8 protein-coding genes are annotated in these 17,392 nt (G+C 64.0%); 7 read left to right on the top strand and 1 reads right to left on the bottom strand.

Features of this window, described 5'->3' with window-relative positions; genetic code table 11:
- Positions 1 to 28: 28 nt before the first annotated feature.
- The 6 genes from M2395_RS30760 (at position 29) to M2395_RS30735 (ending at position 14,798) form a co-directional block, all read left to right on the top strand.
- Entirely contained in the window at positions 29 to 817 is a 789-nt protein-coding gene (locus M2395_RS30760; RefSeq protein ID WP_011058987.1) for a helix-turn-helix transcriptional regulator, read from the top strand.
- A 71-nt stretch (positions 818 to 888) separates the two neighbouring features.
- On the top strand, positions 889 to 1,188 hold the full coding sequence (locus tag M2395_RS30755) for a PsiF family protein (protein ID WP_011058988.1): 300 nt from the start codon (positions 889 to 891) through the stop codon (positions 1,186 to 1,188).
- A 245-nt stretch (positions 1,189 to 1,433) separates the two neighbouring features.
- A complete protein-coding gene (locus M2395_RS30750) occupies positions 1,434 to 3,137 on the top strand; it encodes a ShlB/FhaC/HecB family hemolysin secretion/activation protein (protein ID WP_053156233.1) in 1,704 nt (567 codons plus the stop codon).
- Between the two features lie 20 nt (positions 3,138 to 3,157).
- Complete coding sequence (locus tag M2395_RS30745; RefSeq protein WP_233447089.1) at positions 3,158 to 12,808, top strand: hemagglutinin repeat-containing protein; 9,651 nt, start codon at positions 3,158 to 3,160, stop codon at positions 12,806 to 12,808.
- On the top strand, positions 12,808 to 13,662 hold the full coding sequence (locus tag M2395_RS30740) for a hypothetical protein (protein ID WP_123431191.1): 855 nt from the start codon (positions 12,808 to 12,810) through the stop codon (positions 13,660 to 13,662). The genes M2395_RS30745 and M2395_RS30740 overlap by 1 nt, the downstream gene beginning before the upstream one ends.
- A gap of 125 nt (positions 13,663 to 13,787) precedes the next feature.
- The gene (locus tag M2395_RS30735; protein ID WP_011058994.1) at positions 13,788 to 14,798 is read left to right on the top strand and encodes an AI-2E family transporter; all 1,011 of its coding nucleotides are present in this window, start codon (positions 13,788 to 13,790) and stop codon (positions 14,796 to 14,798) included.
- A 66-nt stretch (positions 14,799 to 14,864) separates the two neighbouring features.
- Here the strand turns inward: M2395_RS30735 and M2395_RS30730 are convergent, their stop codons facing one another.
- Complete coding sequence (locus M2395_RS30730; RefSeq protein WP_123431190.1) at positions 14,865 to 16,130, bottom strand: Hsp70 family protein; 1,266 nt, start codon at positions 16,128 to 16,130, stop codon at positions 14,865 to 14,867.
- 297 nt (positions 16,131 to 16,427) lie between these two features.
- Here M2395_RS30730 and M2395_RS30725 point away from each other — a divergent pair, with 297 nt between their 5' ends.
- Positions 16,428 to 17,369 (top strand): DnaJ C-terminal domain-containing protein, encoded by a 942-nt coding sequence (locus M2395_RS30725; RefSeq protein ID WP_011058996.1) that lies wholly within the window; start codon positions 16,428 to 16,430, stop codon positions 17,367 to 17,369.
- The last annotated feature ends 23 nt before the right edge of the window (positions 17,370 to 17,392 follow it).

Below are 17,392 nucleotides of genomic sequence, written 5' to 3'. Positions count from 1 at the left end.
GGACAACCCGCCCCGACATCCGGACAGCATGAGCAAAAAACACATCGATCTCCTGGATTTCCACGGGCTGCCCGCGCCGGTGTACTTCCGCTATGCCGACTTCGCCGCCCACAGCCATGCCCTGGAGCATCGCCACCCCTGGGGCTGCCTGGAGTATTCGGCCCACGGCGTGATGCACATGGAGATTGCCGGCCAGCGTTTCATGTCGCCGCCGCAATATGCGGTGTGGGTGCCGCCACAGACGCCCCACAGTTTCTACACCGCGCAGCCGATCAACTACCGCGCCGTACTGCTGGCCCCGGAGCTGTGTGCCGAGTTGCCGGCCGGGGGCAGTACCCTGGCCATCAGCGAGATCCTCAAGGCGATCCTCAAGGACTTCGCCGCCCGTGACGTGCAGATCCCCGAGGGCGAGGCCGACCAGCGCCTGGCCCAGGTGCTGCTGGACCAGTTGCGCCAGGCGCCGGTGCATACCTGTTACCTGCCCTACGCCAGCAGCCCCGACCTGCTGCGGGTGCTCCAGGCCCTGCAGGCCGAACCGGGCAACAACCAGCCTTTGGCCCACTGGGCGGGGCTGGCCCATGTCAGCGAGCGGACCCTGGCCCGGCAGTTCGTGCGGGAATTGGGCATGAGTTTTGGCGAATGGCGCCAGCGCCAGCGTTTCCTGGCCTCCATCGAGGCCCTGGAGAGCTCGCGCAGCATCCAGGAAATCGCCTTCGACATGGGCTACAGCAGCGCCTCGGCGTTTATCGCGATGTTCCAGCGCCAGGCTGGCAGCACGCCGGAGCAGTATCGCCGGGCCGGCCTGCAGAACAGGTGAAGGTGTAACAGGCTTTGTCTACACTGCGCTGGAGGCCGTGCCCGTCGGTGCGGTGACAAGGAGAAAACTCCATGAAGATGTTGCGTATTCCGTTGTTGATGGTGGGCCTGCTGCTGTGCTCCCAGGGTTTTGCCGCCACCGCCCAGCAGAACAAGATGACTACCTGCAATGCCGAGGCCACCGCCAAGACCCTGAAGGGCGATGAGCGCAAAGCCTTCATGAGCACTTGCCTCAAGGCGGCCCCGGCAGCTGCGGCTACCCCGTCCACGCCTCAGGAAAGAATGAAGACCTGCAACGCCACGGCCACCACCCAGGCGCTCAAGGGCGATGCGCGCAAGGCGTTCATGAGTGATTGCCTGAAGAAGAAATGAGCCTGAATCGATGGGGCCGAGGTATCGCGCGCGCTACAGGACCTTGGCCTGCATCGGTTTTTCAGAGTTTCGCAGCACGTAAACCATTAGCTTTCAATGAGATAGGTCTGGCAGCTACCGCTCGTCGCTTTTTTGTTATGTAAATTTTTTTACATTTACACTTTGTTCCCTTCGAAAACAGGTGCCGGGACGCACCACGCGGACGTTTGGCCAGCCAAAATCCGTGATTCTAGGGAATGGAAAGCATGTCGCGTTTTGGCTTGTTCAGGCCTGTAGTAGCGTTTTGTGCTTTGTCTGCTTCGCTCGCGCTCAGCGCCGCGCCGCTGCAGACGCCGGGTGATCGCGACCTGATTCGGGATCGCCAGCAGCAGTTGCTGCAAGAGCAGCAGAAGCGCCTCGACGAACTCCAGCAACTCCCCGGCAAGACCTTGCCCCCCGAGCCTGCCCCGCAACCGGGCGAGCAGCGCTGTTTCACCATCAAGACCGTGATTCTCAAGGGTGCCGATCATCTTTCCGCCGCCGATCGCGAGCGCCTGGTGGCGCCCTATCGCGACCAGTGCCTGTCGGTGACGCAGATCAACACCCTGCTCAAAGCCATCACCCATCACTACCTGCAGCAGGGCTATGTGACCACCCGGGCCTACCTGCCGGCCCAGGAACTGGCCTCGGGGCAACTGACCATCGTGGTGGTCGAAGGCCGCCTGGAGAGCCTGGACAGTTCCGCCCTGGCCAGCTCGCGGGAACTGGCCATGGCCTTTCCCGGCACCACCGGCGAGGTGCTCAACCTGCGGGAGCTGGAGCAACTGGTGGACCAGCTGACTCGCTTGCCTTCGCGCCAGGTGGAACTGGAACTGGCCCCGGGAGAGAAACTGGGCGACAGCCGTGTCGGGCTCAAGGGCCAGCGTCTGAAACCCTGGCGGGTATCGGCCACCCGCAACAACAGCGGCGACAAGAGCACCGGCGAGCAGCAGGCCGGCCTCGGCCTGGACTGGGACAGCCCCCTGGGCCTGGCAGACCAGCTCAGCCTGCGGGCCAATCAGGACACGGTCAGTGACCGCTGGCGCCACTCCGACAACCAGAGCCTGTTCTACAGCCTGCCCTGGGGCTGGTGGACCCTCAGTTATTCCTACAGCCAGAGCTACTACCGCACCCGCAATGACAGCACCGGCTTCGACTTCACCATGGACGGCGAAAGCAAGAACCAGCAGTTGCGCGCCGAACGGGTGCTGCACCGCGACAACCTGAGCAAGACCGGCATGAGCCTGGGCCTGAGCCAGTTGCGCACGCGCAACTACATCGATGACAACCTGATCGACGTGTCCAGCAACCGCATCACCGAAAGCCAGCTGGGCTTCAACCATGGGCGGCGCATCGGCAATGCCCTGGTCAACGCCGACATTGGCTGGCAGCAGGGCATCGGCGCCCTGGATGCCCAGGCCAGCGGCAATCCCCATGGCAGCGAGCCGGTCGCCCGTTACAACAAATACAGCCTGACCCTGAGCTACCTGCAGCCCTTTCGCCTGTGGAACGAAAACTTCAGCTTCGACAGCCTGGCCACCGGGCAGCGCAGCGAGGACGTGCTCTTCAGCCCCCAGCGCATCAGCCTCGGCGGCCTCAACTCGGTGCGTGGCTTCCAGGACCAGACCCTGTCCGGCAACAGCGGCGGCTACTGGCGCAACCAACTGCGCTGGCGCCGTGCGGTGACCTGGCCGGCGTTGCAGCCTTTTGTCCAGGAATACGGCATGGCCTTTGCGTATGACGTGGGGGTGATCAAGGGCGATCGCTACAACCACGATGCCCGCGGCCGCATGAGCGGCAATGCCCTGGAACTCAATGCCCGCGGCCAGTACCTGGCTGCATCCGTCAGCTTCGCACGCTCCCTGGAGCGACCGGCAATTATCGAGAGGCGAGAGCACCCGGTGTACTTCCGGGTAGACCTGTTCTTCTGACTCGCCCGCAACGTTATTGAATGGATGATTCGCACATGGACGTACGCAAGCCTTTTGCCCAATGCATTGCCCTGTCGTTGTCGGGGATCCTGTTTCTCAACCCGATCGTCAGCGTGGCCGCAGGCCTGGCCCTGGACCCGGCCGCGGGGGGCAACGCCACCATCGGCGCGGCCGGCAATGGCGTACCCATCGTCAACATCAACGCCGCCAACGGCGCCGGCTTGTCCCACAACAAGTTCAGCGAATACAACGTCGGCAGCAACGGCCTGATCCTCAATAACGGTACCGGCTCGACCCAGAACACTCAGCTGGGCGGCTACATCATGGGCAACCCCAACCTCAAGGGGCAGGCGGCCCAGGTCATTCTCAACGAAGTCACCGGCAGCAATCGCAGCAAGCTGGCGGGCTATACCGAAGTGGCCGGGCAGTCGGCCCGGGTGATCGTCGCTAACCCTCATGGCATCACCTGCAACGGCTGCGGCTTCATCAACACCCCACGGGCCACCCTGACCACCGGCAAGCCGGTGATCGAAGGGCAGAAACTCGATCGCTTCCAGGTCGATGGCGGCGACATCAGCATCGAAGGCGCCGGCCTCAACGCCAGCAACATCGACCAGTTCGACCTGATCACCCGCAGTACCAAGCTCAATGCCGACCTGTACGCCAAGAAGCTCAACGTCATCACCGGGCGCAACGACGTCAAGGCCGATGACCTGAGTGTCACGGCCCGGGATGCCGACGCCAGCGCCAAGCCGGAACTGGCCATCGACAGCTCGGCCCTGGGCGGCATGTACGCCGGGGCGATCCGCCTGGTGGGCACGGAAAAGGGCGTGGGGGTGAACATGTCCGGGGAAATGGCGGCCAGCACCGGTGATATCCAGATCGACGCCAACGGCAAGGTCACGGTCGCCGGCATGGGCGCCAACCAGGCCATCGCCATCAAGGCCCAGAGCATCGAGCTCAAGGGCAAGGCCTACGCCGGCACCGAGGCGACCCTGCAGGCCGCCGAGCAGATCCAGGTGCAGACCAGCCTGGCGGCCCGGGACCGGGTCCAGGTGGTGGACGCCGCGCAGGTGGTCAACCACGGCATCATCGAAGCCGGAGTCAACACCGACAACAGCCGCAACGATCACGGCGAGGTCAAGCTGACCGCCGGCACCCTGGAGAACCGCGGCAACGTACTGGCCAGCCGCAACCTGGAGCTGACCGCGCGCCAGGCCCTGAACAACCAGAACGGGGTGATTCAGGGGCCCAAGGTCGAGGTCAAGACCGCGCGCCTGGTCAACCAGGGCGCACAGGCCCGGGTGCTGGCACAGCACGAGCTGGTGCTGACCACCCCGGCCATCGCCAACCTGGGCGGCCTGATCCGCTTTGGCGAGCAGCAGGCCGCGACGCTCACTCTGGATAGCCTGAACAACAACGGCGGGCGCCTGGAAGTGGCGGGCGCCGACCTGACCCTCAAGGCCCGCGAAGTGAGCAACCAGAAAGGCTCGATGATTGCCGACCGGGTAGAGATCAGCGCCGGACGGCTGGACAACCAGCAGGGCCTGATCGGGGCCAGCCAGGGCAGCGCCACCTTCAAGGTCAGCGAGCAGTTGAACAACAACGGTGGCCAGCTCCAGGCCCAGACCCTGCTGGAAACCCAGGGCGCAGAGTTGCTCAACCAGGGCGGCAAGCTGCTGGCCGACCAGATCAAGATCACTGGCACGCGCCTGGACAACAGCCAGAAGGGCCTGGTCAGCGCCGAGAAGGGCGAGTTGCAGGTGAGCCTCGCCCAGGACCTGATCAATGTGGGTGGCAAGCTCCAGGCCACATCGCTGCTCAGCCTCAAGTCCGCCAGCGTGGATAACCGCGCTGGCACCCTGGTTGCTCCGCAGCTGACCCTCACCAGCAGTGGCAAGCTCGATAACCAGGGCGGCACGGTGGATGCCACCGGGCTTGAGCTGCACACCGCGGATATCGACAACCAGGGCGGCCTGCTGCAAGGCAAGGACAACCTGCTGCTGGAAGCCCGGGACCTGGCCAACAACCAGGGCCAGGTGATCGGCAACGTACTGACTGCCAACCTCGACAGCCTCAGCCAGAACCAGGGCGGGGTACTCAGCGCCGAAGCCGGCCAGCTGACCCTGACGGTCAAGCAGCATCTGAACAACGCCCTGGGCCATTTGCAGGCCAAGAACGGCGATGTGCAGATCGGCTCCGGCAGCCTGAACAACCAGGGCGGCGTGGTGGTGGGCAATCAATTGCTGCTGACCAACAACGGCCTTTTGGACAACCGTGGCGGGCAACTGGTGGGCGACCGCCTGAGCCTGAGCACCCAGCGCCTGGACAACCAGGGCGCAGGCTTGCTGGCGGCGGGCAGCGACGGCTTGCTGCTGACCTTGACTGCCGACGGCGCCACCCCGGGGCAGTTGCTCAACAGCCAGGGGCGCCTGCAAAGCGACGGGCATCTGCAAGTCAACGGCGGCCAACTGAACAACAGTGGCGGGGTGATCCTCGGCGAGAGCGTCGGGATCAACGCCGCGGGCCTGGACAACAGCGCCAGGGGCGCAGTGGTGGCCAAGGCCGGGGGGCTGCATGTGGCCCTCAACAATGGCGTATTGAACAACAGCGCCGGGGTCATCGACGCCGGTGACCAGGCACTCAAGGTCACCCAGCTGGCCCGTCTCGACAACCAGGGCGGCACCCTCAAGGGCAAGCGCCTGGAGGTCGATGGCGGCGCGCTGGACAACCGCCAGGGGCAACTGCTCGCTGGCAGCGACGGCCTGAACCTGGTGACCGGGGGCCTGAACAACGCCGAAGGGATGATCCTGGCCCAGGGCGGCCATGGTGAAGTCACCCTGGGCCAGGGCAGCCTGGACAACCGTGGCGGCACCCTGCAGGGCGCGACCCTCGCGGTGACGGCCGGGGCTGTGGATAACAGTGCCCTGAACGGCAAGGCCGGCTTGATCAGCAGCCAGGCCGGCAACCTGAAGCTGGTGGTGGACCGCCTCACCAACCAGGCAGGCAAGCTCTACGCCAACGGCCTGCTCAGCGCTTCCGGACAGACCCTGGACAACCGCTGGGGCGGCGAAATCAGCGCCCAGCAGTTGGACCTGACCACCGCGGCCAACCTCTACAACCAGGGCGGCCTGGTGGAGTCGGCCGGCTCGCTGCTGCTGGTGGGCGGCAACCTGGATAACAGTGCCGGCGGGCGAATCCGCGCCGTAGGCGGGGAGCAAAGCCGGGTCAGCCTGGGCGGCAGCCTGTACAACCAGGGCGGTAGCCTGGCCCTGGGCTCCAACGCCTTCAGCCTGAATGCGGGCAACCTGAACAACGTCGGCGGCAGCATCGAGCACGCTGGCAACGGCCTGTTCAAACTCGACCTGGGCGGGCTCTCGGGCCTCCAGGGGCGCATCACCGGCCTGGGCCGGGGCGACTGGGACATCGGCTGGGTGGACCGCAGCGGGCTGATGCAGCTCAACGGCGCCCTGGACCTGAGCACCGGTGGCGATCTCAACCTCAGTGCGGGCGACCGTATCGCCAGCGCCAGCGGCCTGCGGGTGGGCGCCGCCACCCTGAACAACGCCGGGGAACTGGCCAGTGACGGCTACCTGACCCTGGACCTGGGGGGCAACCTGAACAACAGCGGCCTGCTGTCGTCCCGGGGCAAGCTCACGGTGGGCGCCAGCGACCTCAACCAGAACGGCGGTCGTATCGCCAGCGGCGGCGACACCGAGCTGAACCTGCGCGGCACCCTGGACAACCTGGGCCGGCTGATCGCCAGCCAGAACCTCTACGTGTCGGCGGGGCAGATCAACAACCGCGGCACCCTGGGCGCCCTGGGGCAGATGCAGCTGCGCTCCAGCAACGGCATCACCACCTCGGCCGACACCCTGATCTACAGCGGCGGCGACATGCTCCTGCGGGGCAACGGCCTGGCCAACAGCTACGGCGACATCTACAGCGCCGGCAACCTCAGCTTCGCCGCCCTCGACGGGGGCCGCGCGGCCCTGCTGAGCAACCGCTCCGGAACCATCGAAAGCGAGGGCGACATGAACCTCAACGTGGCGTTGCTGCAAAACGCCATGGACCATTACCAGGTCGGCGAAACCATCACCCAGCGCAATATCGTGATCAACTGCACCGATTGTTCCGGCGATTACCACACCGCCACTTACATCGTTAACACCACCTACGAAGGCACTATGGGCGAGCACTCCGCTGGCGCCCGCCTGGTGTCCAACCGTGACCTGACCATCAATGCCGATACGGTGGAAAACGACCAGAGCCTGATCGCCGCCAACCGCGATGTCTCCATCACCGCCAACAACCTGTACAACCGGGGCCTGACCCTGAACAAACGGGTCGAGAGCATCAGCTATTTCCTGCACGGGGTTTCCAAGGGCGCGTTCCGCGCCGCCGAGCGCGCCACCATCGCCTGGAACGCCGCCAACGCCAATCGCGCGCCGGGCCAGCAGGACCCGCTGCCGACCGTGGTGACCCAGTACCCGATCTACGAACCCGCCAGCCACACGGTGATCACCCCGGGTTCCCAGAGCGCCTACGCCTCCACCCTGCAGGCCGGCCAGCGCCTGCACCTGCAGGTCAGCGGCACCCTTGAAAACGGCGTGCAGAGCGAACAGAGCCGCGCCCAGCTCACCGGGCAGACGCTGCAGAACAACCTGGCCCAGGTGGGCGGCCAGGTGATCACGGTCAATGCCCAGAGCTCCGCGGCGGCCAACCAGGTGGCCAAGGATGTGCAACGCATCGAGAAGGTCGGCGCCGACGGCACCACCCAGGTCAGCTTCGTCCCGGTGGATTTCTCCGGCGTGCCGTTCGCCGCCGTGGACCCGACCTCGCTGTCGAGCTTCCGCGTGCCTCAGGGCGAGTACGGCCTGTTCGTCAAGAGCCAGAACCCCCAGGGCCGCTACCTGATCGAGACCAATCCGACCTTCACCGACCTGTCGCGCTTCATGAGCTCGGACTACATGCTCGGCAACCTCAACTACAACACCGACCAGACCTGGCGCCGCCTGGGCGACGGCCTGTACGAGACCCGGCTGATTCGCGACGCAGTGCTGGCCCAGACCGGCCAGCGCTTCCTGGCGGCCGGGCTGACCAGCGACTACGACCAGTACCGCTACCTGATGGACAACGCCATCGCTTCCAAGGACCAGTTGAACCTGAGCATCGGCGTGTCCCTGACCCCGGCCCAGGTGGCCTCGCTGACCCATGACATCGTGTGGATGGAAACCCGCGAAGTGCAGGGTGAGAAAGTGCTGGTGCCGGTGCTCTACCTGGCCCAGGCGGAAACCCGCAACCTGCGCGGTGGCAGCCTGATACAGGGGCGCGACATGACCCTGATCGCCGGCGGCGACCTGACCAACGTCGGTACCCTGCGGGCCAGCAACGACCTGAGCGTGAATGCTGGCGGCAGCCTCTACCAGGGCGGCCTGATCGAGGCCAACGAGCGGGTCAGCCTGATGGCCCAGGACAGCGTGCGCAACGCCCTGGCCGGGGAAATCCGCGGCAACCAGGTCAGCGTCACCTCGATCAAGGGCGACATCATCAACGACCGCACCGCAGTGGCCGTCGGCTACGGCTCGGGCAATCGCACCATCTTCGACCAGGGCAGCCAGATCACCGCGCGCCAGCAGCTGGACCTCAGCGCCGGTCGCGACCTGACCAACCTCGGCCAGCTCGCCAGTGCCGGCGATGCCAAGCTCAGCGCCGGTCGCGACATCGACCTGCTGGCGGTGCAGGACCACACCTTCACCCAGAGCGCGATCCGTCGCGGCCTGGTGACCAACGACACGGTGCAGACCCTGGGCTCCAGCGTGACCACCGGCGGCAACCTGGAACTCAATGCCGGGCGCGACCTGGCGGTGGTAGCGAGCCAGGTCAGCGCCGGCAACGACCTGTCCCTCAATGCCAAGCGCGACATCGTCATCGCCTCGGCCCAGGACGAGCAATCCTCGACCTTCTACCAGAAGAAGAAAGGTTCCTGGGGCAAGAGCAAGACCACCCGCAGCGCCGATTCCTCCACCACCAACGTGGCCTCCGAGATCAGCGCCGGGCACGACCTGATGGTCAACGTCAGCCAGGACAAGGATGGCCGTATCAGCCTCAACGGCGGACGCGACGTCACCGTGGTCGGCAGCCAGCTCAAGGCCGGCAACGACCTGCTGGTGGGCGCTACCCGGGACGTCAGCCTGGTCTCGGCCCAGGAGCAGCAGGACAGCGCCTACAGCCAGAAGAAGAAAGGCAGCTTCGGCCTGAGTAAGAGCGGCAACAGCCGCACCTCCAGCAGCACCACCCAGGTGGGCAGCGAGCTGAGTGCCGGCAATGACGCGGTGGTGATATCCGGGACCAACGTCAACCTCTCGGCCAGTTCCATCGAAGCCAAGCGCGATGCCGAAGTGCGCGCCGGGCTGATCGACAAGAACGGCGACATCAACCTGATGGACGCGGCCAACACCTCCAGCAGCCAGAGCGACAAGTACAAGAGCAAGGTGGGGTTCTCCAGTTCCGGCAGTTTCACTTCGATTGCCTCCTCGAAGAAATCCGGCCAGGAAAACATTCAATCCCAGAGTGTCGGCAGCGTGGTCAGTGGCGGGCGTGACACCACCCTGCAGGCATCCCGTGACGTCAACATGATCGGCAGCACGGCGGCGGCCGAGCGCAACCTGAATGTGGGGGCGGGACGCGACATCAACGTCCTGGCCGGCAGCAACAGCTCGGACCAGAGCAACTGGAAATCCGAGAAGCATGTGGGGCTGTCCCTGGAGAGCGATCGCAATGGCGTCACCGCGTTCCTGGGCAGCGAAGGCCTCAAGCAGAAATCGCGCAATGCCGAGCAGACCGTGGCGCCGAGCCAGTTGCTGGCCGGGCAGGATGCAACCATCAAGGCCGGACGTGACCTGACCCTGGAAGGCTCGCGAGTGGATGCCGGGCGTGATATCAACCTGCAGGCCGGGCGCGATATCAGCATCGACGCGGGCAAGGAAACCTCGATCGAGGAACGTAGCAAAAGCCGTGACCGCAATGGCCTGACGGTCAATGTCAGCCACAACTACGGCAACACCATGGACGCCCTCAAGGGCACCGGCAAAGGCGAGGACAACACCAGCAAGGCCTCCAGCGTGCTGAGCACCGTGGATGCGATCAACCAGTTCACCTCGGGCCCGACCGCCGCGACCCATTTCGGTACGGCCAGCCAGTCCAGCAGCTCGCGCCAGGAAGTGCACAGCAACAGCCCTGCCAGCCTGGGGGCCGGGCGGGATATCAGCGCCGTGGCCGGCAATGACATCAACATTCGCGGTGGTCAGTTCGACGCCGGGCGCGACATCACCCTGGTGGGCCGTGACATCAATGTGGATGTGGCCCGCGGTTCGGTCTCCGAAGAGAGCAAGACCGCCCGCAGCCAGGGCGGCATCAATGGCCAGAGCGGCGGCGGTAGCGCCCGTGCCGGTATCGGCGGCAGCAACGGTGTGGCCAGCGAGCAGATGAACCAGGGCACCAACACCCCGTCGGTATTCCTCGCCGGGCGTGATGTCAGCCTTGAAGCGCGCAACAACCTGACCCTGATCGGAACCCAGGTCCAGGCCGGGCGCGATATCGACCTGGGCGCCGGTAACGACCTGACCATCCGCGCCGCGCAGAACGATTCCAGCAGCGAGTCCAGCCGCCACAGCGGCGGTGGTGAAGTGGGCCTGGCCGTGGGCGGCAAGGACTTCATCTCGGTCTACGCCAGCGTCGACATGGGCAAGGGCCAGTTGGACCGGGACAACCAGCGGCAGCAGAACGCCAATCTGGTAGCCGGCGACCAGCTGCGCTTCAGCAGTGGCAAGGACACCACCATCGCCGGCGCCACCCTGCGCGGTGGTGAGGTCATCGGCCGGGTTGGCGGTGACCTGACCGTGTCCTCGGTGCCGGACACCGGCAAGGTCAGCGGCAAGGAAATGGATGCCAGTGTCACCGTGAGCATCGGCCTGGGCGGCGGTGGCAGCGTCAGCGGTTCCCTGGGCATGGGCAAGACCACCGGCAAGACCAACTGGGTCCAGGAGCAGACCAGCATCACCGGCAAGAACGGAGTGGACATCCGCACCGAGAACCACACCCAGCTCGACGGCGCGCTGGTCGCCGCCGACAACGGCAACCTCAAGCTGGACACCGGCACCCTGGGCTTCCGAGATATCTCCGGCCAGGACAAGGAGCACAGCTACTACGTCAATGCGGGCGGCACCTTTGGCTGGGGCGGCGGCGATGGCGCCAAGGCCACCGGCGGCAAGGACGTGGCCTTCACCACGGACAAGAGCCAGGAAGGGAAGGGCAAGACCGGGGCGTCCGGCTGGAGCGTCAGCGGCTATGACTACCGCAAGGAGCGTGAGCAGGAAGTGCGCGCCACAGTGGGCGCGGGCACCATCACCGTGCGCAACGACGCCAAGACTGGCGCCGACTCCACTGCAGGCCTGAACCGCGATGTGTCCCTGGCCTATGAAATCACCAAGGACAAGGAAAAGCGTACCGACCTGTATGTGTCCCAGTCGTCCCTGGATGCGGTGGGTCATCCGGTGCAGACCCTGAACCAATGGACCCAGGGGCTCAAGGACTATGGCAAGAATGCCTCGGCGGCGTTTTCCCAATACGCTGACCTGACCAAGGCGGCGGACAAGGCCCTGGCAGACAACCCGGCACTGGCGCCTCTGGCCTGGATACCGGGGTTCTTGCAGAAGGCCATGGATAATGCGGATTACTACACGCTGGGCGCGATGCCTGGGGTTACCGGTCATGGTGGCGTGGTCACACAGATACCCGCGTTGCTCACTGGCGACATGAGTTTCTATCGTGTGCAGATGGAGTACAAAAAAGACGCGAACGGCAAGGTCGAGATTGATCCGGTATCGGGTAAACCGGTGATGGATGTGGAGAAAACACTGGGTTCTCTCACCAACCTGCTGACACCTGATGGCAATGCTGCTGTTTTCACCAACGGCATTCAAAACTCGCTGGATTCGGCTCTAGTCAATGGTGGCATGCAAACAGGCCAGGACAGCTTCATTCAGGCTTACAACCCCGAACATGGCCTGTTGGGTGATCTGGTGGAGTCGCTGTGGGACGTGGCCCTGGGGGGGGCCGTGCGTTCAGGCAATGCCCGACAGCTCAATGACTTCCTCGGCGCAGGTATTGACCAGGGCAACATGCTGGATGTTTTCGGACACAGCCAGGGTGGATTGCTGACGTATCGGGCCATTGCTGGTCTTAACTTCAAGGTGGACGGTAAGGTAGGCAATATTCAACTGTCCGGAGCACCTGTGGGTTCTGCCGATTTCTTCCAGGCCGCTCAAAACGCCGGGTTCGATATCAGTGAGGGAGCCTACTTCCAGGTCAACCGGCCTACTTCCAGAACGTTCTTTGACATGGTGCCGGTGACCGATACGGTTTCTGACCTGTTGGGGGGGAACTTCCGGCACTCTTCTGATCCGACCGCTCGATTCTTTGGCTCATTGGCCACGGTGGCAGAGTTGAAGGGCGTGAATAGTCCGCATTCCAACTACCTCTGTGTCGCGAAAGATATTTGCGGTGGTGGCTCAAGCGGACTTCAGCAGCGCTTCAAGGATGCCGGTAAGTACATCGTCCCGACGCTGATCGACCACCAAGGCAACGACAAATTGTTGGGGACAAAGTGATGCCTTTTCGAATAGCGCTGACGTTTCTGATTTTGGCGGGGCTGGCGGGCTGTGGTAGTCCGCCCCTGGTCTATGAAAACGCTCGCTTCGACAACCGGCTGCTCTGCCAGGAAGGCGCGAAGCGGGTCACCCTGATGCAGCGCTACTCCTTCGATTTGCCAGGGCCTTACCGGCATGCCGAATGCGGAACCGTTACCGGAGGGTTTTATTATGAAAAGGCCAGTGACTCATTGTCTGTGGGAACTTCCGGTTCCTTTTCCTATGGCAACACCCAGGTGACGGCATCAGCGCTCTATATGCGGGTCGACAGCTTTCTCGATGGGCAGGGAGTTGGGCTGCTCTATCCGAAGCAGGCATTTCTTGATGATTTGCTGGCCAGGCAGGCGTTGCCATCCCATACCGGCGTCAAGCCCAGTAGCCTCGACTGGGTGACCCTGCAGGGCTATCAATGCCTGCGTGCATACGAGCGTTGGGAAGGGGCGGCGGTCGGTATTTTTGAGGACAAGGTGAAGTACTGGTGCTGGGAGCAGGAGAGCGGCCTGCAGCAGCCGTTCTATGTGCATGCCGGCCAGCGCCTGCCCTTGGGGAGCAAGGGCTACGACCTGGATAAGGTGTTTATCCAGCCGTTGTTCCAGAGCCTGAAGATCAACCCCTTGCCAGAGCCGGTACTGGCCAAGGCTCGAGCCGGCATTCAAAAGGCGTGTGCCCATCTCAAGTCGCGCTACGACCAGAACCTGAGATGGGGCGATGACTACCCCGATAAGCGCCTGACCCTGACCCGCCTGCACTACTGCGGCTACGATGTGCCGCTGCCCGACCTTTCGGCCCCGGCGCCCGGGGCCAAAGCCGACTGAACCTTCGCCTGTCACAACACTCCAGTACCCTGTAAGCCCGCGTCCTCACGGCGCCTGCCACTATTCCTCAGGGGTGAAGGCTGGCAGACTGCCGATCTTTTCCCCGCTGTCTGTCTTGAGGCTATATGCCAGCGTTTTCACAGCGTCATCTGTTGTTCATCAGTTGGATCATCATTTTCGGTGGCCTGTTGCTGGCCTTGCCCCTGCGTCTGCTGCCCAGCCTGCTGGCCGGGTTGCTGGTGTTCGAGCTGGTCAACATGCTCACCCCGCAACTGCAGCGGCTGATCGAAGGCCGGCGTGCGCGCTGGCTGGCGGTGGCCTTGCTGGGCACCCTGGTGGTCAGCCTGCTGACCCTACTGTTCGCCGGGGCCATCAGCTTCCTGTTGCATGAGGCGGAGAACCCGGGTGCCTCGCTGGGCAAGTTCATGGTGGTGGTGGACAAGGCCCGGGGCCAGTTGCCGCCGTTCCTCGATTCCTACCTGCCGGCCAGCGCCGCCGAGTTCCAGGCTGCCATCGGTGCCTGGGCCAGCAAGCACCTGAGCGAGTTGCAACTGGTGGGCAAGGACGCGGCGCACATGTTCGTGACCCTGCTGATCGGCATGGTCCTGGGGGCGATCATTGCCCTGCAGCGGGTCCCCGACCTGACCAAGCGCAAGCCTCTGGCGGCGGCGCTGTTCGACCGTCTGCACCTGCTGGTCCAGGCGTTTCGCAACATCGTCTTCGCCCAGATCAAGATCTCCCTGCTCAACACCTTCTTCACCGGGATCTTCCTGGCGCTGATCCTGCCGCTGTTCGGGGTCAAGCTGCCGCTGACCAAGACCCTGATCGTGCTGACCTTCCTGCTGGGCCTGCTGCCGGTGATCGGCAACCTGATTTCCAACACACTGATCACCATCGTCGGCCTGTCGCTGTCGATCTGGGTGGCGGTGGCGGCGCTGGGCTACCTGATCTTTATCCACAAGCTGGAATACTTCCTCAACGCGCGGATCGTTGGCGGGCAGATCAGTGCCAAGTCCTGGGAGCTGCTGCTGGCGATGCTGGTGTTCGAGGCCGCCTTCGGCCTGCCCGGGGTGGTGGCGGGGCCGATCTATTACGCGTACCTGAAGAGCGAGTTGAAGCTGGCGGGATTGGTGTGAACCTTGTTCGCCGGCCCGCCGGCTCCTACAGAACCTTGTAGGAGCCGGCGGGCCGGCGAAGCTGTTTCAGCCGTAACGCTTCTTGGCCTCGATGGCCAGGCCGCTGCCGATGCTGCCGAAGATATTGCCTTCCACATGCCGGGCATTGGGCAGCATCGCCGCCACGCTCTGGCGCAGCGCCGGAATGCCGCTGGAACCTCCGGTGAAGAACACCGTATCGACCTGACCTACACCGACATTGGCGTCGCTCAGCAATTGGCTGACGCTGGTACGGATGCGCTCCAGCAGGCCGTCGATGGAGGTTTCGAACAAGGCCCGGCTCAGGTCGACACTGAGGTCGCGCTCGATTCGGTCCAGGGCTACCAGGCGGTTCTCTGCGTGGGTCAGCTGGATCTTGGTCTCTTCAACGATCATGGCCAGCCAGTGCCCGGCGCGCTGTTCGATCAGCTTGAACAGACGGTCGATGCCGCCGGTGTCCTCGATGTCATAGCGCATGCTGCCCAGGGCCAGCTGGGATTTCTGCGAGTACACCGAGTTGATGGTGTGCCAGGTCGCCAGGTTCATGTGGTGGCTGGTGGGCATGTAGGCGCCGCTCTTCATCCGGCTGCCGTAGCCGAACAGCGGCATCACGCCCTGGAGGCTCAGTTGCTTGTCGAAGTCGGTACCGCCGACGTGCACGCCGCCGGTGGCGAGGATGTCGTCGTGGCGGTTATCGACGCCACGGCGCTCGGGGGACAGGCGCACCAGGGAGAAGTCCGAGGTACCACCGCCGATGTCGACGATCAGCACCAGTTCCTCGCGCTCGATGGTGGATTCGTAGTCGAAGGCCGCGGCGATGGGCTCGTACTGGAAGGACACTTCCTTGAAACCGATCTTGCGGGCCACTTCCACCAGGGTGTCTTCGGCTTCCTGGTCGGCGGCGGCGTCGTCATCGACGAAGAACACCGGGCGCCCCAGCACCACTTCTTCGAATTCCCGACCGGCGGCGGCTTCGGCGCGGCTTTTCAGTTGGCCGATGAACAGCCCCAAGAGGTCCTTGAACGGCATGGCAGTGCCCAGCACGCTGGTGTCGTGCTTGATCAGCTTGGAACCCAGCAGGCTTTTCAGCGAGCGCATCAGCCGGCCTTCGTAGCCTTCCAGGTACTCGTGCAGCGCCAGGCGGCCGTACACCGGACGGCGTTCCTCGATATTGAAGAACACCACCGAAGGCAGGGTGATCTTGTCGTCCTCCAGGGTGATCAGCGTCTCCTCGCCGGGGCGCAGCCAGCCGACGGTGGAGTTGGAGGTACCGAAGTCAATGCCGCAGGCACGGGCCGGGGTGGCGTTGTTCATGTCTTTGGATCCGGTGAAAAAAACGGCCGCGCAGCGTACGCCAGTCCTCGCGCCTTGCAAAGGCCGACTATCTGCTAAATCACCCCCTGTCGTGCCTTGAAAGACTATCCTTGACCCCCAAACTTGCAGGCATGGGCCGCGCAGCCACCTGGGATCACAAGATCCGCCCGCGGCTGCCGATAAACTTCTGATGCGCCGTTCAGTCAGAGGATTGAGATTGATCAATTCTCATGCTGCCAGACCGAGCATGCTGTGCTGCACGCCGCGCGACTTTGATAACGGATGGTGATTCCCTCGATGGACTTCAAAGACTATTACAAGATTCTCGGCGTGGAGCCGACAGCGGACGACAAGGCGATCAAGGCCGCCTATCGCAAGCTGGCGCGCAAGTACCACCCCGACGTCAGTAAGGAAAAGGATGCCGAGGCCAAGTTCAAGGACGCCTCGGAAGCCTATGAAGCGCTGAAAAGCGCCGACAAGCGCGCCGAGTACGATGACCTGCGCAAGTACGGCCAGCATGGCCAGCCCTTCCAGGGCCCGCCGGGCTGGCAGAGCCGTGGCGGTTTTGGCGGCGGCGAGGACGGTGGCGATTTCTCGGACTTCTTCAGTTCGATCTTTGGTAACCGGGGGCCAGGATTCGGCGGCCCGGAGCAGCGCCGCAGCAGCGGTCGTCGTGGACAGGATGTGGAAATGGAACTGCCGATCTTTCTTGAAGAAACCCTGTCCACCGAGTCGAAGAAGATCAGCTTCCAGGTGCCGCAATACAACGCCAATGGACAACACGTCAGCAACACCAGCAAGAGCCTGAACGTGAAGATTCCGGCAGGTGTCACCGACGGCGAGCGCATCCGCCTCAAGGGCCAGGGCGCACCGGGCGTGGGCGGCGGCGCGAATGGCGACCTGTACCTGACTATTCGCTTCGCGCCGCATCCCAAGTTCGATGTCGAAGGCGAGAACCTGATCATCACCCTGCCACTGGCCCCCTGGGAGCTGGCGCTGGGGACCGAGGTCGCGGTACCGACCCTGACCGGCAAGATCAACCTCAAGGTTCCGGCCGGCAGCCAGAATGGCCAGCGCATGCGCGCCAAGGGCCATGGCCTGCTGAACAAGGCCGGCCAGCGCGGCTACCTGTTCGTGCAACTCAAGGCGGTCATGCCCAAGCAGGCGGGCGACGACGTCAAGGCCTTGTGGCAGGAGCTGGCGAAGAAGGCAGCGTTCGACCCCCGGGAAAATTTCTGATTCGACACTAGGAGGCGCTGATC

The organism is Pseudomonas sp. BIGb0176 (genome assembly GCF_024810175.1).
Taxonomy (GTDB): domain Bacteria; phylum Pseudomonadota; class Gammaproteobacteria; order Pseudomonadales; family Pseudomonadaceae; genus Aquipseudomonas; species Aquipseudomonas protegens.
The sequence above is the reverse complement of the archived record's forward strand: the minus strand, read 5'-3'. Positions and strand labels throughout refer to the sequence as shown.